Raw genomic sequence first — 25,525 nt, 5'->3', positions numbered from 1 at the left:
AATTAAGCGGGCTTTTTTACACGTTGCGAATCAGTTATGAAGTTTTAAACTCTGCGACTGCGTGATCCATTTCAGTGGCTTGCGCCGATACGCGGTCGACTTCTGTCAGACACTGCTGAGCAGAGCGCATGTTGCCATCAGAGATAACATTAAGTTCAGTGATAGACTCACTGACTTGATTCATCACAATACCTTGCTCCTCAATGGCAGAAGCGATGCGCTCAGAATTCGCTTGGATGTTAGTCATATCATCGATAATCTGAGTCAGGCTAAGATCGAGAGAGTCTGACGCTTTGAGTGTCGCTTGCCCTTGTTCATTACACTGATCAATATCCGTCACCACTTGAGACATCTGAGATTGAATGTCCGTCACCACTTTAGTGATTTCTTCCGTAGATTGGTGTGTACGGCTTGCCAATGCGCGAACTTCGTCCGCAACGACGGCGAAGCCACGACCTTGTTCACCCGCACGTGCGGCCTCGATAGCGGCGTTAAGTGCCAATAAGTTAGTTTGCTCCGCGATTTCTTGGATAATGTTCACGGCATCACCAATCTTATCCACGTGGTTGTTCAATGAGCCAATAGATTGCTGACTGTTACCCAAAATTGACGATAATTGATCGATATTCTTAACCGTTGTTTTCACCACTTTACGGCCGTTTTCAGCATTGACTGCCGCCTGTTGCACGCCCTCTACCGCGATTGCAGTACTCTCTGAGATTTCATTGATCGTGGACACCATTTCTTGAACAGACGTTGCCATCGTGGTGGTGTGGTCTGCTTGAACGTTAAACTGTTCGATAACATTTTGCAGTTCGTCATGCATATTAGAAGTGCTTTGTGACAGCTCAGCAGACTTGCTCTGAGTCCCCGCGATTAGCTGCTCAAGTTTATCTAACAAGCGGTTGAAGTAGTTGGATATCGCAACCAACTCATTGTTACCACCTAAATTGGCTCTCAAAGAGACATTGTTTGAGCGCGCAATTTCTTGAATGATGGAGAGCAAGCTCGCAACTTGCGTATTGATAGAACGTGAGATTTGCCAAATGATTAATAGGATCAGAATGATAACAAAGCCAGTTACTATCATCTTAAAGTTAGCCAAACGTTCCTGAGTCTCTTGCGCTTGCGAAGTTAGTGCCTGAGAGAAGGATTTAAACTGTTCTTCAACCGTGTGTGAGAGCGCACGAGTATCGCCAAGTAAGCCAATATTGTATTTAAGACCTATCGTCGTCTTTTGCGCTATCAAGGCTTTGGCGGCAGCTAATAGTGCAGTGGCATCACTCGGGATAAGAGATGTATCTAATGAACCAGTTTGAACATTGTTGTTAAATTCGAAAAGGTTCACCAGTTGGTCACTGTTTAATTTAGGTCGAACACTTTCAAGCTCAGCATTGTATCGACCCAGCAATTTATCTTCTGGGTTCAATCCATGCTGATTGTAGGCATTAACCAATGAGGTAAAACCGTTTTGATAATCAATGATGTCTGTACGGAGTTGCGCACTAGAGGGGAGGTCATGCTCGGTAAGAATTTTGGCTAGCTGCGACTGCGTATCCAAAAATTTGTCCATGTTGTCATTAAACTTGTCTAAGTACTTCATGTCTTTTCTGAGTAAAAAGTCTTTTTCATTGCGTCGTAAATTTAGCAGGCGTATTTCCAACTTAGCTACTAATAAGTTTGCTTGGTTGAGTTGTTCAGTCGTTTGGGCAAAGTGAGAAGTGGACAAAAGAACGGAAACCACTCCTAAAACGGCTACTGCACCCAATGAATATAGTTTATTCTTGATATTCATGAGATTACCTAAATAAGTCAAAGTTATAACATTATGAGTATTTAAGCTGATGGTAGTCTGTAATTACAATTATATCAATTTAACTTATTGCAAAAGTGTTAATCTATTTATCGTTATAGATTAGCTCAAGGATTGAATACAAGATGCTGAATCTAATACAAAAGTATGAAGGATTAATTTTCGACATGGATGGAACGTTAATCGATACCATGCCCGCCCACCTAGAAGCGTGGCAACAAACATCAGATTACTTTAATTTCCCATTTACCAAAGCGTGGTTACATAGTTTAGGCGGAATGCCGAGTTATAAAATTGCGATAGAAATCAATAAAGAGCATCATCTTTCTCTCGACCCAAATGAAGTCTCGAAATTTAAAATGCGCTGTTTTTCAGAAATTGATAATAAAGGAGAGGTGATCGCTTGTACCAAGGAAGTGCTAGAACACTTTTACGGAAAGAAAAAACTTGCGGTCGGTACGGGAAGCCAACGCAAAAGTGCACTTGCACTGCTGAAACAAACCGAGTTACTGCCCAAGCTCGATGCTGTCGTCACCGCTACCGATGTTGCAAATCACAAACCAAACCCTGATACATTTCTCGAGGCAGCGAGACAACTTGGTGTTAGCGCAAACGCATGTGTCGTCTTTGAGGATACTGAGCTTGGCAAGCGCGCAGCGCATTCTGGAGGGATGGACTGCATTATGGTTGAAGGTGATCAACTGGTTTTCTACCCGTGTCCCAATTCAAAGTAAGTACGATTAAAAAAGCCGCATAACGCGGCTTTAATATGATTAACGATCCCAATACGCTTCTTCTAAGCTATCTTCACGTTCAGGCAATGCGCGCCCTAGTCGAGGAGAGTGCTGCGTGAGAACTTCGTAGCTAACACGGTTTGCGTACTTACAAATCTGTGAAAGAGAAGAGTAGGTTAAGTATGGCTGATCGTGTTTAGATGAATTAGGGACATTCATCAAGTGATGGCTGTTTGCCGCCATATCATGCAGAAGTGCAGAAAGCGCCGCGTCACCCGCACCGTTTGTATTTTTAATTTCAAGTGGGCCGCCCAAATAAGGACCGATATGAGAATAAACTTTCAATGGTGTTTGGCAGTCGGCTTTGCGCATTGCTCGGCTAAACTCATACTTGTTAAATTCAGGTATGTTACCCGGTAACAAAGGGAGCTCTGTGTCGCGCTTAACGCTGTCTTCCGTGTAACCCGCCATATAAAGGCCTGAAGGACCAGCCGTGCAGAGCACCAAGTCAACCCAATCTAACGCTTTGTCAGCGGCCAATAGTGGGTCGGACTCACCAGTCAGAGCTTCACCTTCCTCTTCGTTCATCGCAACGATGGAAATGTTCTCTTTGATGTACTCTTGCCACCATTTGGCGTTACCTTCAATGACCCATTTTGTACCCAGTGTAAGAACCACAGGCACATTCTTGCTCTTAGCGATTTCAATAGCGCGCGCTACGGCTTTTGGCATTGGGTCTTCAGGCTTACCGCGCATAAGGTAAGACGAGACAACAAGCGCAGATGCTTTGTCAAACACATCATCAGGAATGCTTTCAGGGCGTAGGTTGTTCATTTCTCCTTCGTTGATGGCAAACGTACGCTCACCGTCATCTGAAATCAGCGTGTAACAACGGCCAATCGAACCTTCTACCATTTGTAGGTGGTTTAAGTTCATGCGAGAAGAAGTACGGCACAAGTAACGATAAGCAAACGAACCGACTTCGATGTTGCGTGACATAACGCCTAACAACACCGATTTGCTATCTGCAAGTACAGAGTAGTTGTGTAGGGTGTTACCTATGGTGTCACCAGGGTATTGATGAGTGATTAAGCCACGCTCAACCAGTTCGTCATAGAGTGCATCAGCTTTACTCTCTTCCAAAACGAGAGAGTGCCCTTTACTCAAGTCATATTTCGCTAAGAACTCATCGTCTACACGAGCTTCGATATCAACGATGGTTTGACCCACACCAACAATAATCGGGCGATAAAGCTTAGGGGTTTGCTTCATCTGATTTATTAATGGATCACGAGCGTGTGTAGGAAAGTAGTGCTTTGATTTGCGCTGACCAGGAAATTTCATTTTGAGGTATGAGTTGGAAATTTTGCTGCATCATATCACAAAGGTTAAGGATTGCTTTCACTTTTATTACATAGAAGAGTGCCAAACTTCAGAGTTTGGCACTTGACTGTTCTATTTATCAGCAGTGAATGTACCGAACGCTTTTGTTCCCCAAAGTGGAACCGTAGACAAGCTATGTTTGAAGCTACCAGAGGTTTCTTTTGTAGAATAAGACAGGTACATAATTGTCTGGTTTTCGACGTCTAAAATTCGGCGAATCTTCATGCTTTTGAAGAAGATACTTTTTGATTTTTTGAAGACAACTTCCCCTGAATCCGATTTGTCGATCTGAGCGATCATCTCTGGCGTAATTTCACCAGTTTGACGGCAGGAGATAGAGCTGTCACTTGGGTCAGCTAGGCTGAAATCCGCTTCAATCGACGCAACGTGACAGGTCACACCCGTTACAATGGGATCTTGCATGTGATTGAGTTTGATATCTTTCATTGTAAAAAGGCCAAGACTAACATCACCAACTTCACCGCTATCACAAGCTGAAAGGGAAAGAGCAAGAATTGAAGCCACTGTAATCTTTTTTATCATAACGAAGTTCATCCTAAACAAAGGGTTGATTTCTGAGTGACGACTCTATCATGTGCCGTCTATGCTCTTAGCATATCAGCTTTCGATGTGATACCGAATAGCCAAGAAAACACTTGTTTACACGTGTGCTTACCGATAAGCTGACGCAAAATATCGACACAAGTTATTCAAATGAAAGTATCCGGCATAGAAATCGCTAAAACGAAAAATAATTGGTTGTCAGAACAGATAGATGTCCAATATCCAACCAAAGAGAGTTTAGCAGGTCGTTCGTTATACTTGTCTACAGCCGCTCAATCGTCAGTCGTCCCATTAGATACCGCAGTGAGTGCTGATATTGGTTTGACTAGCGATGACCTATTTCTTGTCGATTTTCATCGCCTAACAGTCATGTTTGCGTTATTGCAATCTAAACGTTGGGAGCAGCAAAGCGAACAAGAACTGATTGTCGAGTTTCTTACTCAAATCATCTACTCTGATCCCTGTACTTTGTACCTCGCTTTTAAAGAAGGGGAGCCAGTTGGAGCGGCAATCCTAACCCAAGTGGATAATCAGTTACTGGTGTCAGACGTCGTGTTAACACAAAATCAAACTTTGGCTAATAAGCACGCGTTTTCTTTATTGTTGGTCAACAAGTTGAATGTTAACTCAAGTGAATATAGTGACGTCTATCTAGAAATCTAATGATTACTAAATGCGACGTGCATTCAATATGTTAGTCTGTGGCATCTCCATCGTTATAAGAATCTTTCATCTTGCTGTTGCGTCGGTTTGTCTATTTACTCATTGCGGTCTGCACTCCTTCCGCTTTTGCTCACGTTGAGCATTGGCAACCTAAACATGTACTCATCATCCACTCTTATGAGCCCTCATACCAATGGACAACTCAGTTCCAACAAGGTATTGAGCGGATTACCAATCAGTATCCAGAACCCGTTAAACTCTCAATAGAGTACTTAGACACAAAGCGCATTACTTCTGAAACTTATCTCGATGCATTTAAGCAGTATTTTGCGATTAAGTACGATAACTACCATTTTGATGCGGTTCTCCTTACCGACGACAATGCTCAGAGACTCGTTAGTCGCTGGTCCCCCAATCCATTTGCTGGCCTTCCTATCATTGCCGGTGGCGTCAACGATTTCTCTGCATCTCTCGATCATGTAACCGATAAAGCTATGATTCTCTATGAACGCGATGACATTCAAGGAACGTTAAATTTCCTCGACTCGTTAAATCAAAGCTGGGAAAACCTTTATTTGTTGACTGACTCGAGTCACACGGCGAGCTTGATCAAAACAGCATTTGAGCAGGAGCTCGAGACCAGTCTTCTAGCTGATATTCCGTTGACGATTGTGGAGGGGAAAAGCCTTGAAAACACGGCGCAATGGCTGACGACATTGGGTAAAACAGATGCGGTGATACTTTCACACTACAATACAGAGGTCGACAAAGGTCACTACTACAGTTACGAACAAATTGCGCATACCCTCGCGGAAAAAAGTGCTGCACCAATTTTTGTCTTCTGGGAGTTCTACATCAATCACGGTGTGGTTGGGGGCGTGGTCAACCGACCAGAGGATATCGGTGAGCAAATGGCTGTAGAGTTGGCTCGCTCTTTATCGTTTGATATGTCGGGGCTTGATATCGCACATTCCGGATCTCGGGCGGTGGTCGAATATCAAGCATTCATAAAACATAACCTTGATCAAGAACTCCTACCAGATGACGTGGTACTACTAAACCCGCCAAAAAGCTATGTTAGAGATAACATCGAAACGATAGGGTATTCATTAGTCTCGTTCTTCTGTTTACTCGCGGTCATCATTAACCAATCTCGAACGATCAGTCAAAAGAGAGAGCTCAATTTAAAGAGTCGTAAGATCGTTGAGTTGCAAAAGAAAACCATGCAAGTGCAGAAAGAAATGATACATGTTCTCGGAGAGGCAATAGAAACGCGCTCTGGAGAGACAGGAAACCACGTAAAGCGAGTTGCAAAGCTATCCGCACACTTGGGGAAACTTGCTGGGTTGACTCATCGCGAAATTGAAATGCTTGAAATTGTCAGTCCGATGCATGACGTCGGCAAGATCTCTATCCCGGAGGCGATTCTCGATAAACCGGGTAAGTTGACTGCTGACGAATGGGAAGTAATGAAAACGCATACTCATGCCGGTTACAACTTATTGAGCAGCTCCAAAGGGGAGATGTTTAAGATGGCGGCAATCATCGCGTATCAGCATCATGAAAAGTGGGATGGTACTGGTTATCCCAATGGCCTATCTGACCAACAAATTCATATTTTTGCACGAATTACAGCCATTGCCGATGTCTTCGATGCCCTCCTGAGTGTGCGCTGTTACAAACGCGCTTGGACAAACGAAGAAGTCAAAGCACACTTTATTCATCAGGCGGGTAAAGAGTTTGACCCAGAGTTAACGTCTCTTCTAATAGATCACTATTCAGAATTTACTGCGATACGACATTGCTATCCAGACACCGTAAAAGAGCAACTATCTATCGCGGTGTAACTTTGTTCAACTAACCCCAAACAGTGACTCACCATTGAATTTTTATATTCAATGGAGCGCTTATTCAGATTCTGTTAAGCCAATCATGCGAACTTACCTCTTCTCGCTTATTATTTCTCATGGCGAATTAAGAAGGTAATAATAATGACAAAACCTCAAATTAAATGTGTAATTTTTGATTGTGACGGCACGCTTGTCGATAGTGAGCGTTTGTGCTGTGAAGCGTTGTGCCAAGCGTTCAACCATTTTGGCGCAAAGCTATCGATGGAGGATGCCATCAGTCACTTTGAAGGGGGAAAGCTGGCCGACATTTTATCAATGACGAAGCAACGTCTGGGTGTAAAAGTGTCTATTGATAAGCTCGAGCCCGTCTATAGAGATTACTTAGATGGACTATTTGATGCGCGGTTACAACCAATGGAAGGTGTGTTTGACGTGCTCGACTACTTCGATACCAGAGGGATAGAGTATTGTGTTGCCTCGAATGGACCAAGAGTCAAAATCGAACGAGCACTTGAGCTGACGGGGTTGTTGCCTCAATTTAAGGGCAAAATATTCTCAGCGTTTGATACTAACAGTTGGAAACCCGAGCCCGATTTGGTGATGTACAGCGCGATGAACATGGGTTTTCGACTTGAAGAGTGTATGTATGTTGATGATACGCCAAAGGGCCTAGAAGCAGGGGTTAGAGCGGGCGTTAAAACGGTCCATTTAATCGGTATCAATGAACGCGCTCATGAACTGAACATTGAAAAAATTCGCCATTTAAAAGAGTTAGAACAGTGTGTTTAAAATTAAAGGCCACGTAAATTGTGGCCTTTAAACAAAAATTAGTGATAAGCGTGATGGGTGGCGACTCGATTTAACCGTTGATGGATCAACAGCTGCACATGAGGTTGATGAACGACTATTTTATCGACGTCTTCGAAAAAAGAGCCACATTCAGCACAGAGAAATTTGTTCGTATTAGATAGTAAATATTCATCACTGCCGCAAAGTGGGCAGCAAAGCGTCTCTTCATTATTAGGTTTGGTCATTGTGAGTTACTCCTGCAGCAAAAGAGCGAACTAAGGTTGCTAGTTATTCTTTCTATTATGGTTATCTAAACTACTAGTCTTAAAACTTACTAGCTATTCTATTTTAGTCTAACGTACCGTTTGGTATTTCTGACGGGTAGTGGTTTGTCCAAATAATGGGAAGCAATTCACTATAAAACGGTAAAATCCTATAAATCGAATCAATAGCAATTTCATTATTAAGCTTCAACATGCTGTGCTACTAACTTGACCAACAATTCAACACCCTCTTTCCAGTTCCGGTATAAACTAAGGTTGGCAACACTAATACGAAAGTAGTGCTGGTATTGCCCCGAAGTACCAAATACTGAGCCAGGCAAAATACTCACTTTATTGGCTTTGCAATCTCGATATAAAGCAAAGCAATCAGTTTGCTCAGGTAGCTGAATCCATAAGAGAAATGAACCAGAAACAGGAACGACTCGATAACGGCCTTTCAGTTTTGGATATTGACTCGCGCTTTGATGGAACTCATTCAAAAACTGCTTAACATTACTCTGATAAAGGCGAGTCATCCTTGTGAGGTGCGCTTTGTACTTTCCCGAACTTAGAAACGTTCCGACGGCAGACTGCATCAAATTTAAGCTCCCCATGTTGTCGCAAAGCAAGAGTTTTTCGATCGTTTGTCGATATTGACCAGCGAGCATCCAACCAATTCTCAGTCGTGAATCTAGGTTTTTGGACAACGAATTCACGTAGATGACACGTTGCTCTGTGTCTAGTGAGCGAATGCTGGGCAACTGAGGTTGGTAGCTCAAACAGCCAAACACGTCATCTTCAATGATTGGAATCGTAGAAGGGGTCGTAAGTATGTCACGTCGCGCATTGAGAGGCATTAAGGAGCCGGTGGGATTAGCAAAATTGGGTGTCACAATAATGGCTCGAATGTCCCAACGGGCAATGGCCTCTTTCAATGCGTTAATTTTAATGCCATCACGTGGGCAACTCGGAATCTCAACCGCTTGCAAGCCCAGAGACTCAAGGAGCAATAAAGTGCCGAAGTAGCAAGGGGATTCAACGGCGATGATATCTCCGGGTTGAGTCGTTGCTCGTAACGCTAAACTGATCGCTTGTTGTGCACCATGGGTGACTAGCAACTCGCTGATTGGCGCGGGTGTACCTAGTTCCTGAGTTAACTTGGCAAGTTGTTTTACGAGCAATGGTTCACCGGGAGGAAGCTGATAATGGCTGAGAATGTTTGCTTGTTGACGACTCTGTCTGCCAATTTCAGCATATAGAGACCGAATAGCGGGCGCATCAATACAGGGGTGAGCGGAGCCTGTTGGCAATAGCTCCTTGTAATCAGGATACGATAGAATTTCTTTGCATACACCCAACAAATCGACCTCAGACGGCGCGACTGTTTCTATCTTCTCTTCTATTGATGCGAGCACTCGGTAGCCCGACTTAGAGACAGCCTCAAGGACGCCAATCGCTTCAAGCTCTTGATAGGCACGTATCACAGTGTTTTTGCTCACAGACAGTCGTTCACTAAGCTGCCTGATCGAAGGGAGCTTGTCTCCACTTTGGAATACGCCTGATTCGATGGCATTTCGCAGATAGTCAATAACACTCTGATATTTGCTTTGCTTCGCTCCGTATAAATCTGTACCCATAAAACTCAACCAAACTGTCACTATTAAAAGAATGTGTACCCATTACATTAGCAACTTCAGTCAATAAAAAAACAATGTTGGTGTGAGTTTATGTTTATCAGGATGGTTCCCTTTGTATTCGTTGTGTTGTGGGCTTCAGGATTTGTCGGCGCTCGGTTAGGGCTGCAATATGCAGAACCGGCGACGTTGCTTACGATAAGGATGCTCGCCAATGTGGCGCTATTTACCTTGATTGTTATTTTTCTCCGCCGCCGCGTGCCAACAGGGGCTGGTTTTTGGCATGCTTTCGTTGTTGGCGTGCTGATCCACGGTTTCTACCTAGGAGGGAGTTATGTGGCTATAGGGCTCGGAATGCCTTCAGGTTTGTGTTCTTTGCTCGTTGGTACACAACCTATCGTGACGGCTGTATTGTTAGTTAGCTTTGCCAATCAACACTTTTCAAAAGCTCAGTGGTTTGGATTGGCGCTCGGGTTTCTTGGAATTACACTGGTCTTACTCGGCAAAATGGAGTGGCAATCTGACACAGATAAAGTTCTAGCGGTTGGGGTATGTGTATTTGCTTTAATTGGCATCACATTGGGTACGTTATATCAGAAACGGTACTGTCATGACCTTGATATGGTGGGGAGTGCGCTGGTTCAGTACTTTGCCGCGTTGCTTCTATTTTTGCCTTATGCCCTGATGTTCGAAACCATGACGGTTCAATGGGACGTTGAATTTGTACTGACACTCGGGTGGCTAGTTATAGTCTTGTCTTGTGCCGCCGTGTTGCTGCTCTTATATATGGTAAAACATGGCGCGGCGTCGAGTGTTGCATCGGTTTTCTACCTAGTGCCACCAGTGACCGCAATTCAAGCTTGGTTGATGTTTGGTGAGTCGTTGGATGCGATGGGAATACTTGGATTTATACTAGCAGCGTTTGCGGTCTATTTGGTTACTCAGCGTGGTCATAAACCGAGCGAGCAGCCAGTTCTAAGAGAGTGCGACTCCAAATAGCGAATGAAAAATGCCTGCTGTGAGCAGGCGTTTGGTATTAAGTGCGTTTTGCTAGGTAGGCTTCGTAATCTGGCACTTCGATATCGACTTCTTTTTCCATCAGCTCAGAGGAAAACAAGAACTTCGCCGAAGCTCTGTTTGTCGCAACGGGGATGTTCCACACGCTGGCGATACGAAGTAGGGCTTTTACATCTGGATCGTGAGGAACAGCGTTTAGTGGATCCCAGAAGAAAATCAGCACGTCGATTTTCCCTTCGGAGATTAGCGCACCGAGTTGTTGGTCACCGCCCATTGGGCCGCTAATCATCGATTTAATAGCTAAGCCCGTTTCTTTGCTTAACATAGAGCCAGTCGTGCCGGTCGCGTACAAAAAGTGGCGTTGTAACTTTTCTTTGTTTTCGTTAACCCAGCGCAATAGTTCCGGCTTGCAGTTGTCATGGGCAACCAGAGCGACATGTTTGTGTGCAGGGATGGTACGAATTGTCTTTTCCATTCAGACTTCCTAATTGTTCTCGTTATAGACATAAAATGTAGGGCGATATTCAGAAGGTGACAGCGACTGTGCAATCACCTGGCGATTAAGTTTGTTTGGTGTTAATGCTTCAATGATTGGCGCTTCGTTGTGCTTGTATGGTTCGCCATTGAGATAAGCAATCGCCTGACGGACGGAAAGCCGTCCTTGCTCAACCATTTTATCGGTTGGAGCGAACTCGACGCGTGATCGCAGCAAACCACGGTAAACACCATGACTTAAATAAGTCGAGACCAAACCAACTTGATCCGACTTGTTTACGCTACGTAGTTCACTGATGGCAGCCTCGATCGCCACCGCACTGCCAACAATATAGTCGAGGTCGTCGTGCTCTATCGCTTGCTGCACTAGGTTACGCTGTAACTCTTTGTCGTTATCTGCCCATAGCGTATCCACGATCTGCAAATCGCTGTCCTTAATCGCTGAGTAAAAACCTCTGATAACTGGCTTGGTACCACCGCTAGATTTAGGGCCGGGAAGCAAAACGATGTTTGTTTCTCCTGAACCCTTCGGGTGCTTTTGACTGAGGTATTCGCCCGTGTAAAACCCCATCCAATACCAATCAACACCGACCTCACCTTTTAGCACAGTACGATTAAAATCGTCGAGTACTAACTGGTTTACGGTAGCAAAAACCGGAATTGAGCCAGTGTATTGGCGCAAAGAGTCATAGTATAGGTCCGGCGCAACCGTTCCTAGAATAATGGCATCCGCATCCCAGCGTACGCACAGTTGCAAATGTTCTTTTTGTTTCTCCAAGTTTAAATATCCGCCCGCCTCAAGGACACGCAAATCGACATTGTTGATTCGTGATTCATCGACCATCCCGTAATTAACAGACAACCAATAAGAATCTTTAAGGTGAGGGTAGATTGCGCAGATTTTTAGCTGATCTTCCGCTTGAGCGCCAACGCTAAATAAACCGCTGATCAACAGACCGGTTGGTAAAAGGAGCTTAGTCACGGAGGAGATCAAAGACATAGTGCATTTCATTGGAAAATGGAGGTTAAACACTGCAGAATATAGCGCATTCTATCAGACTTAAAAAGTGAAGTATCTCGATGTTATTAGCAAAGGCCAGTATCGGACGTAAGCTGCTGTTTGCGTTTTTGGCTATGGCATTGCTGGTTCTGATATCAGCGTTGATCGGCGTGTTTGGCTTTAGCTCAGTCGCGAAAACAGAACGGAACGTCGTCAATACTGCCATTCCTTCAATGCTTGAAGCTCGGCAGGTTTCGGAGTTGAGCTCACGCATTATCTCGTCAGTGCAAGGGCTAGCCAATGCAAAGACAGAGCAGCAAAGGCAAGCATCGGGAAAAGAGTTGTTTTCGCAACTGGAAACGCTATTAAGCCACATCAAACAGCTCGGGTCTGACTCTTTTGATTCCAAATTACTCACCAAACTCGAAAGCGACGTTCAACATGTTATTGATACACTTGCCCAACTGGGCATTGTGGTGGAAAAGCGTCTGTTTATTGCAGACGATCTGCTCGTCCGAACGGAAGAGCTTCGTCAACTTGCATCAGAACTCGAACAACTGACTCGTACTCAAGTCGCGAATACGTCAACCATCGCAGTTGCCAACGTTACTCACATCTATGACCTATTAGAGCAGCAACAAATCGATACCGCTTATAAAGCGTTAGATACTTTAGTTGAAGTCGATTTAGATTTGGCAGAACGTCTGCATGAGCTTCATCTGTTGGCGTTTAAGATGCTGAATCATATTGAAGAAGTTCGCACAATTTCTGATTTAGCGCGTATTCACACGATTCGAGAAGAATTTACCAACAACCTACAGATCATGAAACGACGCGTCAGAGCGGTAGAGGATCCGACTCGTTCTATTCAAATGTCGGATCTACTGAGCAAATTAGAGCAGCGTGAAGTTGTGTTTGATGTGCTACAGCAGCGCAACAGCAACGAAAAAGCCGCTCAACAGCTAATGCAAGATACTTTAAATCAGTTTTCTGAGCTTAACGCAACGGTAAGCCGTTTGGTTGATGAATCCAACGTTGCGACCACAAGAGCCGTCGATGAATTAAAAACCACTCTCGACTATGCACAACTTACACTGACTATTATTACAGTGTTGGGCATGCTGATTGTGGTGCTGATCGTCTGGCGAGTGGTGTATGTTCAGGTAGTCAAACGTTTAGCGGAATACTCATCAGCCCTCTCTTCTATCGCACAAGGGCAACTCAAAGTCGATGTTACGGTGAAGGGCAATGACGAGCTTGCTCATATGGGGCAAGCGATCATTACCGCTAGAAACACCGCTCAAGCGCTGAAAGTCGTTGCCGAGAGTGAGGTAAAAGCCAAGCGCGAGTTAGAAGAGCACAAAGAGCACCTTGAAGAACTGGTCACAGAGCGTACCCATCAGTTACAAAAAGCCAATGCTCGACTCAATGAAGAGGTGCTCAATCACGCTCAAGCACGGCTTCAGGCAGAACAAGCAAGCAGAGCGAAATCGGCGTTCCTAGCTACCATGAGTCACGAAATTCGGACTCCGATGAATGGGGTACTCGGCACGGCACGGTTACTTAAAGACGAAGGGCTAAACAGCCAGCAAAGCCGTTATGTCGACGTCATCAACCGTAGCGGTTCCACTTTGTTAGCCATTTTGAACGATGTTCTCGACTACTCGAAAATCGAAGCGGGACATTTAGAAATTCGAACCAAGGACTTTAACCTCAAAGCGATGGTGGAAGACGTTGAACAATTGCTCAGTGGGCGAGCAGCAGAAAAACAACTCGAATTGAGCGCATTGATCGAATCTGACGTCACGACGTTTTGGAAAGGGGATGTGACTCGTATCAGTCAGGTGCTCAATAATTTGGTTGGCAATGCCATTAAATTCACAGATTCGGGTCATGTCGATATATACGTCGCCAATGATCCAGAGCGTGCAGGGCACGTTTTATTTGAAGTTTCAGATTCAGGGATTGGTATTTCCCCTAAAGAGCAAAAAAACTTGTTTGATGCGTTTACGCAAGCTTCGGGTGGCTTGTCATCTAAAGGCGGAACAGGGCTCGGTTTGGCCATCAGCAAAAAGATAGTCGAAGCGATGGGCGGAGAGTTGCAAGTCGATTCTGATTTGGGGAAAGGCAGCCGTTTTTGGTTTAGTATCCCTTTGGAAGTGGGCAACGAAGTCGAAGCCATTGACGCAACGACTCATTGCGACCTTATCGCTAAAGTGCTACTTGTAGAAGATAACCCTGTGAACTGTCTAGTGGCGGAAGGCTTCTTGGCAAGCCTTGGTCACGAAGTTGAAACAGCAATCGATGGGAAATCAGCGAAACAGTGTTTCGAGCAGCAACAGTACGATATTGTCTTGCTCGATATTAATTTGCCTGATTGCAACGGCGTCGAGTTGATGAATGAGTTGCGAGTACTTGACGATACATCGACGCCAATGGTTGCGGTGTCAGCACACGTATTCAATGAGGAAGTAGAAAGCTATCTTGCCGCGGGGTTTGATGGTTATTTGCCAAAACCTCTCGATAAAGATGAGTTGTGTGCACTGATCCAGAATTGTCTTGAGGGTAAGTCGTTAATTCTTCCCCAAGACAAAAAAGACCAGGAGAAAAACGTGACGAGCACAACCATCATTGAACGTAAGGTGTTTGAGTCAGATTTAGCGGTGTTGGGTGAAACCAAGATGGCAGAGATTGTCGACCTTTTTGCCGTTGGTAGCGACGAGATTTTGCAAGCTATTCGCACAGCAGCCGACCTTAACGATGAGTATCAGGTAAAACAATTGACTCATAAGCTGAAGGGATCTGCGGGCAGTTTAGGACTCATTGCATTGTTTGAGCTTTGCCAATCTATAGAGAAAGACAATCAACCACTAAATTGCTATCTTGAAAATCGCGTCCGCTTGGAAGAGCTCACACAGCAGTCGAGACAGGCACTAGAATCGCTAATTAACTAAGGAAACCTCATGCTACTCATTGAATCCTCAAATCTCATAATGCGCTCAATTCAGGAGTCTGATTGGAGTTTGTTTGAGCGCTTACACCAAGATGAAGAGGTGATTAAGTACGCATTTGATAAGCCGTCAAAAGAGGAAATCCGCGCGCGTTTTAACAGCAGACTCCCTTTATGGCGTTGGGGTAGCCAGCATTGGCTTTGTTTGGTAATTAAAGACAAAGCATCGGGTAATACCGTTGGAGTGACTGGGCTATGTCACTCAGAGACCAAAACTGAATGCGTTGAAGTTGGATACCTGCTTCTGCCTGAGTTTCATGGGAAAGGTATGGGTACGGAATCTTTATTGGCTTTAGTGAAATACGCGCAACAGCATTTCCCGATAGAAACCTTCAACGCGATCGTGACAGATGGCAATATTGCGTCTTGCAAAGTACTTGAGAAAGTAGGTTTTCAACTTAAAGAACGGGAGCCAAATGCCTATACCATCGGCGGCATTGAATACGATGACCTTATTTATCGCTATGAGGTGTAGGGATTATCGATAGCTTTCTGCCAGAGCTGACAGCGTGAGTAATATCTGAGCCGTATAGTAGGTCACCATGATTACGTGACGAGAAAACGCCGAGCTGCTTCGAAATCTATCAACCGCCAGCACCACATCAGAGACAATAAACACTAACGCGCCCATCGCGGCGTATCCTGCAAACGGGTTACGCACATCAATCCACACTTCAATGGCGCCCCAAGCCATCAAAAGAATGGCAACCGAGTAGACAGCGACTGGGGCTCGCATCTTATCAAGGGTTGGTAATAACAGCAGGTAGATAATTAAACCAAGGCTAAACAGTATCGCTGGCACCCAGTGTGTGAAATGCTCATCTGCTTGGCTAAAAAACGCGTAACCATACACAAGGTGCGCGACAAAAAAGCTCACTAAACCGGGCAAAAACTTGTCTTTGGGGTGCATTAGGAACAAGTCGCCAATTGCGCTAACGAGCAGACCTAAGGCAATAAGAAATGAGTAACCTGAGTAGGAATCACTGCTTTGATAGGCTAGCGCAGACATTAAAACAACGGGCATTGCCTTCGAAACGTAAAACAGCCAACGATTTTTGTGCTCAATACTCCAAATGTGTATCACACATAAACTGACAATCACAAACCACATAAGACCAACTCAAAAAAGAAAAGCAGCATATTAATGCTGCTTTTAGGGTAAGTGGAGTGACCGCTCTAAGCAATAGCTTGCTCTAAGATTTGTCGACTTTCTTCTAGGCCAATCTGCTGATGCTCACCAAGCTTGGTCATGCCATGTTCAGATAGTTGAGTAACAACAGCGTCAACGGCTTGAGCTTTGGTCGACTCGTAATCACTAAATTGCGTATCCACGTTCATTGATGCGTAGAATTGCTCAATCGCGTCAATGGTTTTCTCGGCAAGATCTGTGCTGTGCTGTAAACCAAAGACATTGATTCCCATTTGCTCTAGTTTGGCGCGTTTTGCTTCAATTTGATGCCTTAGTAGAGAAGGTTGAACAATCGCCAATGAACGCGCATGGTCAACGCCCCACAGCGCTGTCATTTCGTGGCCGATCATGTGCGTCGCCCAATCTTGAGGTACACCAGAACCAATCAAGCCGTTTAGCGCTTGGTTCGCTGACCACATTAGATTTGCACGCCATTGGTCATTGTCACGCTGATCAAATGAATCACCTAGTGACTTGAGCGTTTTCAATAATGTTTCTGCATAGCCATCTTGAACCATCGCGCCATGTTGACTTGTCAGGTATTGCTCACAAACGTGGACCCACGCGTCGACAATGCCGTTTAAGAGCTGTTTTTCTGGCAGCGTTTTCATCACATCCGGATCTAACACTGCAAACTTTGGCTGTACAAACGGTGACAGGAAGGCAAGTTTCGTGTGTGTTTCCGCTTTGGTGATGACAGCGCCCATATTCGACTCAGAGCCTGTCGCTGGCAACGTCAGGATAGCGCCCAAGGAAACTGCACTCGATACTTGATATTGGCCAGTTAAGATATCCCAGCCGTCACCATCATAGTGAGACGCTGCCGCAACGTATTTAGAGCCATCAATAACGGAGCCACCACCGACTGCGAGAATGAAATCAATACTCTTTTCTTTTACGATTGCGACCGCTTCATCTAGCGTTTCTTTCGTCGGGTTAGGTTCAACACCCGAGAACTCATACCATTCGTAGTCAGCAAGTGTTTTCGTCACTTGGTCGTAAACGCCATTGCGCTTGATCGAACCACCGCCATAAATCACTAAAACTTTCGAGTCATTTGGAAGAGATTGGGTAATTGAAGAGATTTGACCTTGACCAAAAAAGATCTGTGTTGGATTCGCATAAGAAAATTGCATATCAGTGCCTCTTGTCTAGGAGTTGTCTTTATTTGCTTTGACTGTCTATGCATATTAGTGTGAAAAGCGACGTTTCAATAGGTAAAATTCTCTAGATTTATTGCCTATTTCTATAAATCTGTTACCTTGGCTTTCTACACGAGGGCGGAATAATGAAATTAGCGACGTTGATGCAAACTTACGTTGACCTTCACGATTTGAACAATCTTGAGGGGATTCATCACACTGACATTGAAGGCGTGTGGTTCTATCGCAGTAGCAAAGGCAACGAACGTCAGCCATTTGTCTATCAGTCTGGAGTAATCGTGCTAGGGCAGGGGCACAAGAATATCTACATTGGCAATCAGCCCGTTGCTTATGGTCCTGAAGATTATCTGGTTGTCGGCGTCCCCATGCCATTAGAGTGTGAAGCACTAGCGAAAGATGGAGAGCCACTTCTCGGACTTTCCATCGACATCGATTTGCAGATGCTGCACCGTCAAGTTGCACGGTTAGAGAAACTGGGATTTAGACCTTCGCAGTCTCAACAAACCGATAACTTGGGTTTGAAGTCAGTGTCGATGGACAAAGGTATGCTCGACACTTGTATTCGCGTCATGAGCGCACTTTGCGATCCGTATGAATCGAAAATACTCGGTGACTGTCTCAAAGAAGAGTTGGTTTATCGGGCGTTACAAAGTGCAGAAGGGCATGTGCTGTTCAACTTGGCAGGCTACGACGGTCACTATGCCAGAGTGGCGAGGGCGTTAGAAAAAGTCCACGAGGAATACGCTGAAAACTTAACTGTGCAGTCGTTGGCAGAAGTGGCAAACATGAGCACCTCAGCTTTCCATCATGCTTTTAGGGAGGTCACGCTCGAGACACCCATTCAGTACATTAAAAAAGTACGCTTAAACAAAGCAAAAGAGTTGATTCAGCTAGAGGGAAAAAAGGTCAATGATGCGGCAAGGCTAGTGGGTTACAACAGCAGTTCCCAATTTTCACGTGAGTACAAACGGCACTTTAACCAAACGCCAAAAGGTTTAAAACTCGCTAGTTAAAAGGGGAAAGATGTCTTTACATAATTACTGTTTTTATATGAATAAGAATTATTCATAATAGCTCGCAGTAAATCAAAAGGATTAACAGATCTCATTGATAATTACTACATACCCCTATAGGAGATCTAGTCACTCTCCTCGATAAATAAGCCTCTTTGCGAGCCAGCTCAGAGGCTTATTTTTTTGTTTATAAAATAAATCAAAATTTGGTTATTGATGCAAAATAAGTAACAAATCGTTGCAACAAATGTACATCCATTTGCGAGACAATTGGGAATATAACCTTTTTCTAGGTGTGATTTTCGCAGTGTTATCTATGGTTATTTCGGAAAGAGTTTTAAGTTTCTGCTCGATATGCAGAGAATTTAATACGTTGAAACAATAACTTAAGGATACAACTTTATGCACCTGTCAAAAGGAAATGCGAGTAGACGTGTGTTCACATTGAGCACGTTAAGCGCGTCTTGCCTGATTGCGTTCAATAGCTATGCGGCGGTGGATTGTAGTGCGCTACCCAACTGGGATAGCACTTCAGTTTATAATGGCGGCGACCAAGTACAACACGTAAACGAAGCGTACCAAGCGAACTATTGGACACAAGGCAATAACCCTTCTGAAACCGCAGGACCTTGGGGTTTCTGGAAATCACTAGGAAGTTGTGACGGCGGTGTAGTTGTCAATGAACCTCCTGTTGTTTCACTAACCGCACCATTAGCGACAGACTCCATTACAGAAGGCGCCGTGATCTCACTGGCTGCATCTGCAAGTGATAGTGATGGTTCTGTTGCTCGTGTTGAGTTTCAAGTTGATGGCGTTGTCGTAGGTAACGCAACTAGTGCACCATACACCGTTGATTGGACGGCAACGGCAGGCAACCACAGCGTAAGCGCTACCGCTTTTGATGATCAAGGTGAAGCAAGCGTGGTAAGCACAACAGCAATTACTGTAGATGCTTCGCAGCCTGGTAACCTTGCCCCAACCGTTGATGTGACACTTTCATCCGCTAACGTAGAAGTTGGTAGTGTGGTCACTCTGACAGCGAACGCAGCAGATAGCGATGGCTCAGTGGATAAAGTAGATTTCTACGTTGCAGGTCAATTAGTTGGTACAACGGTAACACCGCCTTATACGCTAGACTACACGACAACGGCTGCGGGTACGCTATCCATTTATGCAAAAGCGACGGATAACCTTGGCAAATCAACAAACTCGACCGCTGTTGCCCTTAAAGTAACTGGTTTACCTACGGCTGCAAATTGTCGTCCAGACGGCTTGTATCAAACTGAAGGCGTTAACGTCCCTTACTGTACGATCTACGATGAAGAAGGACGCGAGCAAATGGGCGCTGATCACCCTCGCCGCGTAATTGGTTACTTCACGAGTTGGCGGGCGGGCGATGACCCGCAAGCGGCCTACCTAGTTAAAGATATTCCTTGGGAGCAGTTGACTCATATTAACTACGCCTTCGTTGGTATTGGGCCAGATGGCAAAGTTAACTTAGGTGATGTGAACGATCCGAACAACGCCGCAACGGGCAAAGAGTGGGCAGGGGTAGATATTGACCCAACATTAGGCTTTAAAGGCCACTTCGGTGCACTTGCGACTTACAAAGAGCGCTATGGCGTTAAGACACTCATTTCAATCGGGGGATGGGCTGAAACAGGTGGGCACTTTGGTGCAGATGGTAACCGCGTAGCTGATGGCGGATTCTACACCATGACAACCAACGCTGATGGCTCGATCAACCATGCGGGGATTGAAAAGTTTGCAGCGTCTGCAGTCGAAATGATGCGTACTTACAAGTTTGACGGTTTGGATATTGATTACGAATACCCAACTTCAATGGCTGGCGCGGGCAACCCTTATGACAAAGCATTCATGGAGCCTCGTCGTCCATATTTGTGGGCATCTTATCAGGAACTGATGAAAGTACTTCGTGAGAAGCTCGATGCTGCATCGGCTCAAGACGGCGTTCATTACATGCTAACGATCGCTGCACCTTCTTCTGGTTACCTACTACGCGGAATGGAAACGTTTGATGTAACCAAATACTTGGATTACGTCAATATCATGTCTTATGACCTGCACGGTGCGTGGAATGATCACGTAGGCCACAACGCCGCGTTGTTCGATACAGGTGAAGACTCTGAGTTGGCGCAGTGGAATGTATACAACACCGCTGCATACGGAGGAATAGGTTATCTAAACACTGACTGGGCTTACCACTACTTTAGAGGCTCTATGCCTGCTGGGCGTATCAACATTGGTGTCCCATATTATACTCGTGGTTGGCAAGGTGTAACTGGCGGAACCAATGGTTTGTGGGGCAGAGCAGCGCTACCGAATCAATCTCAATGTCCTGAAGGTACAGGTGAAGGCGAGAAGAACAACTGCGGTAACGGCGCAATTGGTATCGATAACATGTGGCACGACACTGACCCTAAAGGAAATGAAATGGGGGCAGGTTCAGGTCCAATGTGGCATGCGAAAAACCTAGAGCATGGCATTTGGGGTACATACACTGATGCTTACAAACTTGATCCGGTCAATGATCCTAGCGATCGCTTAGTTGGCACATATGTACGTAACTACGACAGTGTTGCTGTCGCTCCTTGGCTTTGGAATGCTGAGAAGTCTGTGTTCCTCTCTACGGAAGACGAAGCATCAGTTAACGTAAAAGCAGACTATGTCATTGACAAAGAAATCGGCGGCATCATGTTCTGGGAGCTGGCCGGTGACTATAACTGTTACGTGCTAGATGCAAATGGCCAACGCACGTCAGTCGATGTGACTGAACAGGCTTGTGCGACCGGTAATGGTGAATACCATATGGGTAACACCATGACAAAAGCCATCTATGACAAGTTCAAATCAGCGACTCCGTATGGTAATAAGATTGCGACGGGCGCAGTTCCGACCGAAGCGGTTGATATTTCAGTATCAGTTGGCGGTTTTAAAGTTGGAGATCAAAACTATCCGATTAACCCGAAAGTGACGTTTACTAACAACACAGGGCAAGCGATTCCTGGTGGTACTGAATTCCAGTTTGATATTCCAGTATCGGCACCAGACAATGCTAAAGATCAGTCGGGCGGTGGCTTAACGGTTATTGCATCAGGTCATACACGTGCAAACAATATTGGTGGCCTTGATGGAACAATGCACAGAGTCGCCTTTAGTTTACCTTCATGGAAAGAGCTACCTGCGGGCGGCACTTACGAGCTCGATATGGTTTACTACTTACCAATTTCAGGTCCTGCAAACTATACCGTCAATATTAACGGTGTGGATTACGCCTTTAAGTTCGAGCAACCAGACCTCCCACTAGCTGACTTAGGCTCAGGGAATGGCGGTAACACGGGTGGCGATACCGGGGGTGATACTGACGGCAACACTGGCTCGGGCACAGTGACGACATGGGAACCAGGTACAACCAAAGCGGTTAACGGCGAAATCTACAGCTATAACGGTAAGTGCTTTGTAGCCAAAAACAGCCCAGGAAGCTGGGAGTCTCCAACTCAATCAAATTGGTTCTGGGACGAGCTACCGTGTCCACAATAACCAACATTAACTAAACGAAAGCCTTGGTGTAAACCAAGGCTTTTTTCGTTTTCGTTGTCCTAGAATTGATAGCTTTCTGGCACAACAACTACACCGGATTCAGAAACATGAAAACGCTTCGCGTCCTCGACTTGATTGAGTCCAATTTCAGTATTGGGCGGAATCTTTACGTGTTTATCGATGATGCAGTTGACGAGTTTGCATCCTTCACCAACCTCCACATCATCAAACAAAATGCTGTCTACAATGGTCGCACTATCATGGATCTTCACATTTGAGGAGATAACGCTATGTTGCACCGAGCCGCCTGAGTTAACAACGCCGTTCGCGATCATTGAATTGATGAAAATCCCTTCATTTCCAGTAGCCGAAGAAACAGTACGAGCTGGTGGGAATTGAGGTTCATAAGTGCGAATGCCCCAATTCGATTGATAAAGGTTCATCGGTGGAATCGGCTCTAATAAATCCATATTCGCTTGATAAAAAGAATCAATTGTTCCCACATCGCGCCAATAACAGTCTTTTGCAACACGCCCTCTGTCTTGGCAGAAGTTATAACCGTAAACGCACTGTTTATCGATAAGTGTTGGAATGATGTCTTTGCCAAAATCGTGTGATGAGGCTTCATTCTGAGCATCTTCTAATAGCGCTTCTTGCAGCGTCTCACGCTCAAAAATATAGATGCCCATCGAAACTAAGCTGCGACTGTCGTTGGTCGGCATCGAAGGCGGATCAATGGGCTTTTCAATAAATGAGTCGACTTGATGGTTTGAATCACACGACAGAACGCCAAACGCAGACGCTTCTTCTCTGGGGACATCCATACACGCAATGGTCAGTTTTGCTTCGTTGGCAATGTGATCTTTGAGCATCTCTGCATAATCCATGCGATAAATATGGTCACCCGATAACACAATCACATGCTTGGCGTCGCTGCGCTCTAATAGCCATAAATTGTGATAGATGGCGTCAGCTGTTCCTTCATACCATTTGCCGCCACCACGCATTTGCGGAGGGACGACAGTGACAAATTCCCCTAACTCAGGATTGAAAATAGACCAACCGTCACGGAGATGTTTTTGTAGTGAATGCGATTTGTACTGGGTGAGGACAAGTATCTGACGAAGCCCAGAGTGCAGACAATTGGTTAATGTGAAGTCAATGATTCGATACTTACCGCCAAACGGTACCGCAGGTTTCGCGCGATGATCGGTGAGAGGGCTAAGTCTTGAGCCCATTCCACCGGCTAAGATAATTGTGAGCGTGTCTTGCATTCTGTTCTCCATAACGGTGCAAAGTGATCCATATGGATATGAGTACAAGAAACACGCCAAATTTTAAGCTGATGATTTAAATGAGATAAGTACGAAAGCTACGACAAGCCTGAGTTAAATTGGTGCAGGCATTTTTCTAATGTGCACCAAAACTAAGCAATGGAGTCGGACTCGACCACTGACAAAATGTTAACTTGATTGCGCCCAAGCGTTTTCGACTCGTAGAGAGCAATATCGGCACGTTTGTAACTGTTGCCTGCCGTCGGACCAATTTCTGTAATACCGCCACTGATTGTGATGTTGAGGGAAGTTTCAATGTGAATCGCAGTTCGAACGCGGTTAATCACGATTTCTGCTTCATTGAGTGGGGTATGAGGCATGATAATCGCAAATTCTTCACCGCCGATCCGAGCAACGACATCTGTCTCTCGTAGATGGTTAGTTAAAATGCGCGCAACTTCTTTGATGGTCACATCGCCTTTGTCATGCCCGTATGTGTCGTTGATGCGTTTAAAGTGGTCAATATCGAGTAGAGCCAGTGTCGCCGTTTCGCTGTTTGGATAACGTTTCGTTTTTAATGACAGCGATGACATCTCAGCATCAAACTTACGACGGTTCCACAGTCCCGTCAGCGGGTCTCGCTCACTGAGCTCTCTTAATCGGTTTTCCAGTTCTTTGCGGTGGGTAATATCAATAAATGACGCCACGTAAAACTGAATCACATTGTGCTTATCTTTGACCGTTTGAATGCGTAAAATTTCCGTGATTTTTGAACCATCACGACGCTTATTGACCACTTCACCTTCCCAGATTCCGTGGAGCTCAAGCTCTTTCCACATCTCCATATAAAATTCTTGATTGTGTTTTCCTGAAGCAAATGTCGAAGGCTGCTTGCCGATAACGTCTTCTAGTTCATAACCACTGACTCGGGTAAATTCTTCATTAACTTGGATAATGCGGTTGTTGTGGTCGGTTATGACCATCGCCGACATACCATTCATTGCAGCTCGGGCAATTTTACTCGCCATGCTGTTTTTCTCATGGTTGTAATTCCAAGTGACGAAACCAAGGGTTATCAAGAAAATAATGACAAAAAGGAAAGTTGCTTGAATCGCTAAGTTGATCTCCGCATTTCTGGTGATATCTGACATGGCATTGGCATCCGAACGAATAACAAAGATTACCTTGTTTACGGTATTACCATGAGAGAGCTCGGCTTTTGAGTATGAAATCCAAGTATCGGCCTCTCTTTCAGTCCCAGAATTCGTGGTTTTTATTTTGGACCAGATAGTAGGGTATTGGTTGGCCAGGTTCGATTCTCGATGCTCTTTAATCACGTTACCGAAGATAGGGTCGTCAGTGTTGGTCAGTAAATAGAAGCCATCTTGATCAAGAATGCTTGGTAAGTTAGCGCTGTTTCTTTTGTAGGACAGTGCCTTATAAATGCGCGGCAAATCCAAATTGGCAATGAAATACCCCTGAACGGCACCATTCAGCGCGACAGGAATGATGATCCGATATGCGGGTTTCAAAGGCATTACGTATTTACCATGTTCCTGCTGTAAATCGATGCCATAAACGCCCAGCTCACCGGGACGCAACGTTTGAGCATAATGAAAGTAATCGCGATCGCCTTTGTATTGGAGACGCTCTTCACTAACGATTTCAGACACTCGCTCACTGCTGTTTATCCTTATCAGCTCTTGACCTTGGGTGTCGAGGAAACGCAGTTGCGCATATACGCCCTGAGTTTGAGTGACTAACAGCCAAAACTCTTTAAGAGCATTGAGGTTAGACTCCGTTGGTGACACGATCGCTTGATTGAATAGACCATTTGAAGCAAGTGAACGCAAAGACGTATTTATCTTGGTTAAAGTCACTTGCAACTCAGCTTTCGAGTATTCGAGTTTATTTCGATTACTCTGCTCAACGGCGACTGCTGCGGTATCATGGATTTTTTGACTTTCGCTGTAGAAATAGAGCGAGGGGACGATGGCAAGTGCGCAAAAAGTAACGAAAAACTGAAGTACTAACTTATAGCGAGAAGATAACATTGCCGATTATATAGTCCGAAAGTTGTATAAGGAATGAATAATATACGATTCATCAA

19 protein-coding genes are annotated in these 25,525 nt (G+C 44.9%); 9 read left to right on the top strand and 10 right to left on the bottom strand.

Annotation, left to right across the window (positions count from 1 at the left end; genetic code table 11):
* Positions 1 to 34: 34 nt before the first annotated feature.
* Complete coding sequence (locus tag U9J37_RS14420) at positions 35 to 1,795, bottom strand: methyl-accepting chemotaxis protein (RefSeq protein WP_322414162.1); 1,761 nt, start codon at positions 1,793 to 1,795, stop codon at positions 35 to 37.
* 143 nt (positions 1,796 to 1,938) lie between these two features.
* Here U9J37_RS14420 and U9J37_RS14415 point away from each other — a divergent pair, with 143 nt between their 5' ends.
* On the top strand, positions 1,939 to 2,547 hold the full coding sequence (locus tag U9J37_RS14415; RefSeq protein ID WP_005471238.1) for a beta-phosphoglucomutase family hydrolase: 609 nt from the start codon (positions 1,939 to 1,941) through the stop codon (positions 2,545 to 2,547).
* Between the two features lie 39 nt (positions 2,548 to 2,586).
* Here U9J37_RS14415 and U9J37_RS14410 read toward each other — a convergent pair whose 3' ends face one another.
* Both U9J37_RS14410 and U9J37_RS14405 read right to left on the bottom strand, forming a co-directional pair.
* Positions 2,587 to 3,891: an inosine/guanosine kinase gene (locus U9J37_RS14410; protein ID WP_005471325.1), complete on the bottom strand. Its 1,305-nt coding sequence runs from the start codon at positions 3,889 to 3,891 to the stop codon at positions 2,587 to 2,589.
* A gap of 111 nt (positions 3,892 to 4,002) precedes the next feature.
* Positions 4,003 to 4,473, bottom strand: a complete 471-nt coding sequence (locus U9J37_RS14405; RefSeq protein WP_005471353.1) for a CreA family protein — start codon at positions 4,471 to 4,473, stop codon at positions 4,003 to 4,005.
* Between the two features lie 171 nt (positions 4,474 to 4,644).
* On the opposite strand from U9J37_RS14405, the gene U9J37_RS14400 reads away from it, so the two are divergent.
* The 3 genes from U9J37_RS14400 (at position 4,645) to U9J37_RS14390 (ending at position 7,796) form a co-directional block, all read left to right on the top strand.
* Positions 4,645 to 5,157 (top strand): hypothetical protein, encoded by a 513-nt coding sequence (locus U9J37_RS14400; protein WP_005471220.1) that lies wholly within the window; start codon positions 4,645 to 4,647, stop codon positions 5,155 to 5,157.
* 71 nt (positions 5,158 to 5,228) lie between these two features.
* Entirely contained in the window at positions 5,229 to 7,004 is a 1,776-nt protein-coding gene (locus U9J37_RS14395; protein WP_232280811.1) for an HD domain-containing phosphohydrolase, read from the top strand.
* Between the two features lie 144 nt (positions 7,005 to 7,148).
* Positions 7,149 to 7,796, top strand: a complete 648-nt coding sequence (locus tag U9J37_RS14390) for an HAD-IA family hydrolase (RefSeq protein ID WP_005471310.1) — start codon at positions 7,149 to 7,151, stop codon at positions 7,794 to 7,796.
* 463 nt (positions 7,797 to 8,259) lie between these two features.
* Here the strand turns inward: U9J37_RS14390 and U9J37_RS14385 are convergent, their stop codons facing one another.
* Positions 8,260 to 9,696: an aminotransferase-like domain-containing protein gene (locus tag U9J37_RS14385; RefSeq protein WP_005471246.1), complete on the bottom strand. Its 1,437-nt coding sequence runs from the start codon at positions 9,694 to 9,696 to the stop codon at positions 8,260 to 8,262.
* Positions 9,697 to 9,786: 90 nt separating this feature from the next.
* On the opposite strand from U9J37_RS14385, the gene U9J37_RS14380 reads away from it, so the two are divergent.
* The gene (locus tag U9J37_RS14380; protein WP_043886805.1) at positions 9,787 to 10,692 is read left to right on the top strand and encodes a DMT family transporter; all 906 of its coding nucleotides are present in this window, start codon (positions 9,787 to 9,789) and stop codon (positions 10,690 to 10,692) included.
* Between the two features lie 37 nt (positions 10,693 to 10,729).
* Here the strand turns inward: U9J37_RS14380 and U9J37_RS14375 are convergent, their stop codons facing one another.
* Together U9J37_RS14375 and torT are read right to left on the bottom strand one after the other, a co-directional pair.
* Positions 10,730 to 11,185, bottom strand: coding sequence for a methylglyoxal synthase (locus U9J37_RS14375; RefSeq protein ID WP_005471369.1), 456 nt, complete (start codon positions 11,183 to 11,185; stop codon positions 10,730 to 10,732).
* A gap of 9 nt (positions 11,186 to 11,194) precedes the next feature.
* Positions 11,195 to 12,205 (bottom strand): TMAO reductase system periplasmic protein TorT, encoded by a 1,011-nt coding sequence (torT, locus tag U9J37_RS14370; RefSeq protein ID WP_005471390.1) that lies wholly within the window; start codon positions 12,203 to 12,205, stop codon positions 11,195 to 11,197.
* An 80-nt stretch (positions 12,206 to 12,285) separates the two neighbouring features.
* Between torT and torS the strand changes: the two genes are divergently transcribed.
* Both torS and U9J37_RS14360 read left to right on the top strand, forming a co-directional pair.
* On the top strand, positions 12,286 to 15,159 hold the full coding sequence (torS, locus tag U9J37_RS14365) for a TMAO reductase system sensor histidine kinase/response regulator TorS (RefSeq protein ID WP_005471250.1): 2,874 nt from the start codon (positions 12,286 to 12,288) through the stop codon (positions 15,157 to 15,159).
* A gap of 9 nt (positions 15,160 to 15,168) precedes the next feature.
* Entirely contained in the window at positions 15,169 to 15,690 is a 522-nt protein-coding gene (locus U9J37_RS14360; protein WP_038187212.1) for a GNAT family N-acetyltransferase, read from the top strand.
* A gap of 3 nt (positions 15,691 to 15,693) precedes the next feature.
* Here the strand turns inward: U9J37_RS14360 and U9J37_RS14355 are convergent, their stop codons facing one another.
* Both U9J37_RS14355 and U9J37_RS14350 read right to left on the bottom strand, forming a co-directional pair.
* The gene (locus U9J37_RS14355; protein ID WP_005471226.1) at positions 15,694 to 16,326 is read right to left on the bottom strand and encodes a lysoplasmalogenase; all 633 of its coding nucleotides are present in this window, start codon (positions 16,324 to 16,326) and stop codon (positions 15,694 to 15,696) included.
* A 65-nt stretch (positions 16,327 to 16,391) separates the two neighbouring features.
* On the bottom strand, positions 16,392 to 17,540 hold the full coding sequence (locus U9J37_RS14350; protein ID WP_005471283.1) for an iron-containing alcohol dehydrogenase: 1,149 nt from the start codon (positions 17,538 to 17,540) through the stop codon (positions 16,392 to 16,394).
* A 152-nt stretch (positions 17,541 to 17,692) separates the two neighbouring features.
* Between U9J37_RS14350 and U9J37_RS14345 the strand changes: the two genes are divergently transcribed.
* The gene (locus U9J37_RS14345; protein WP_005471415.1) at positions 17,693 to 18,580 is read left to right on the top strand and encodes an AraC family transcriptional regulator; all 888 of its coding nucleotides are present in this window, start codon (positions 17,693 to 17,695) and stop codon (positions 18,578 to 18,580) included.
* A 402-nt stretch (positions 18,581 to 18,982) separates the two neighbouring features.
* A complete protein-coding gene (locus tag U9J37_RS14340) occupies positions 18,983 to 22,141 on the top strand; it encodes a chitinase C-terminal domain-containing protein (RefSeq protein WP_043886806.1) in 3,159 nt (1,052 codons plus the stop codon).
* Between the two features lie 59 nt (positions 22,142 to 22,200).
* On the opposite strand, the gene glgC is transcribed toward U9J37_RS14340, so the two are convergent.
* Positions 22,201 to 23,427, bottom strand: coding sequence for a glucose-1-phosphate adenylyltransferase (gene glgC, locus U9J37_RS14335; RefSeq protein ID WP_269722136.1), 1,227 nt, complete (start codon positions 23,425 to 23,427; stop codon positions 22,201 to 22,203).
* 140 nt (positions 23,428 to 23,567) lie between these two features.
* On the bottom strand, positions 23,568 to 25,469 hold the full coding sequence (locus U9J37_RS14330) for a diguanylate cyclase (RefSeq protein ID WP_005471180.1): 1,902 nt from the start codon (positions 25,467 to 25,469) through the stop codon (positions 23,568 to 23,570).
* Positions 25,470 to 25,525 lie beyond the last annotated feature (56 nt).

This window comes from Vibrio sp. 16, from assembly GCF_963681195.1.
GTDB classification, from domain to species: Bacteria; Pseudomonadota; Gammaproteobacteria; order Enterobacterales; family Vibrionaceae; genus Vibrio; species Vibrio sinaloensis_D.
The sequence above is the reverse complement of the archived record's forward strand: the minus strand, read 5'-3'. Positions and strand labels throughout refer to the sequence as shown.

Bases quoted from the DNA above. Each gene is read 5' to 3' on its own strand.
- U9J37_RS14410 (WP_005471325.1), bottom strand. From the start codon at position 3,891: ATGAAATTTCCTGGTCAGCGCAAATCAAAGCACTACTTTCCTACACAC.
- torS (WP_005471250.1), top strand. From the start codon at position 12,286: ATGTTATTAGCAAAGGCCAGTATCGGACGTAAGCTGCTGTTTGCGTTT.
- torT (WP_005471390.1), bottom strand. From the start codon at position 12,205: ATGTCTTTGATCTCCTCCGTGACTAAGCTCCTTTTACCAACCGGTCTG.
- U9J37_RS14345 (WP_005471415.1), top strand. From the start codon at position 17,693: ATGAAATTAGCGACGTTGATGCAAACTTACGTTGACCTTCACGATTTG.
- U9J37_RS14350 (WP_005471283.1), bottom strand. From the start codon at position 17,540: ATGCAATTTTCTTATGCGAATCCAACACAGATCTTTTTTGGTCAAGGT.
- U9J37_RS14375 (WP_005471369.1), bottom strand. From the start codon at position 11,185: ATGGAAAAGACAATTCGTACCATCCCTGCACACAAACATGTCGCTCTG.
- U9J37_RS14385 (WP_005471246.1), bottom strand. From the start codon at position 9,696: ATGGGTACAGATTTATACGGAGCGAAGCAAAGCAAATATCAGAGTGTT.
- U9J37_RS14420 (WP_322414162.1), bottom strand. From the start codon at position 1,795: ATGAATATCAAGAATAAACTATATTCATTGGGTGCAGTAGCCGTTTTA.
- U9J37_RS14390 (WP_005471310.1), top strand. From the start codon at position 7,149: ATGACAAAACCTCAAATTAAATGTGTAATTTTTGATTGTGACGGCACG.
- U9J37_RS14340 (WP_043886806.1), top strand. From the start codon at position 18,983: ATGCACCTGTCAAAAGGAAATGCGAGTAGACGTGTGTTCACATTGAGC.
- U9J37_RS14355 (WP_005471226.1), bottom strand. From the start codon at position 16,326: ATGTGGTTTGTGATTGTCAGTTTATGTGTGATACACATTTGGAGTATT.
- U9J37_RS14360 (WP_038187212.1), top strand. From the start codon at position 15,169: ATGCTACTCATTGAATCCTCAAATCTCATAATGCGCTCAATTCAGGAG.
- U9J37_RS14405 (WP_005471353.1), bottom strand. From the start codon at position 4,473: ATGATAAAAAAGATTACAGTGGCTTCAATTCTTGCTCTTTCCCTTTCA.
- U9J37_RS14400 (WP_005471220.1), top strand. From the start codon at position 4,645: ATGAAAGTATCCGGCATAGAAATCGCTAAAACGAAAAATAATTGGTTG.
- U9J37_RS14330 (WP_005471180.1), bottom strand. From the start codon at position 25,469: ATGTTATCTTCTCGCTATAAGTTAGTACTTCAGTTTTTCGTTACTTTT.
- U9J37_RS14415 (WP_005471238.1), top strand. From the start codon at position 1,939: ATGCTGAATCTAATACAAAAGTATGAAGGATTAATTTTCGACATGGAT.
- U9J37_RS14380 (WP_043886805.1), top strand. From the start codon at position 9,787: ATGTTTATCAGGATGGTTCCCTTTGTATTCGTTGTGTTGTGGGCTTCA.
- glgC (WP_269722136.1), bottom strand. From the start codon at position 23,427: ATGGAGAACAGAATGCAAGACACGCTCACAATTATCTTAGCCGGTGGA.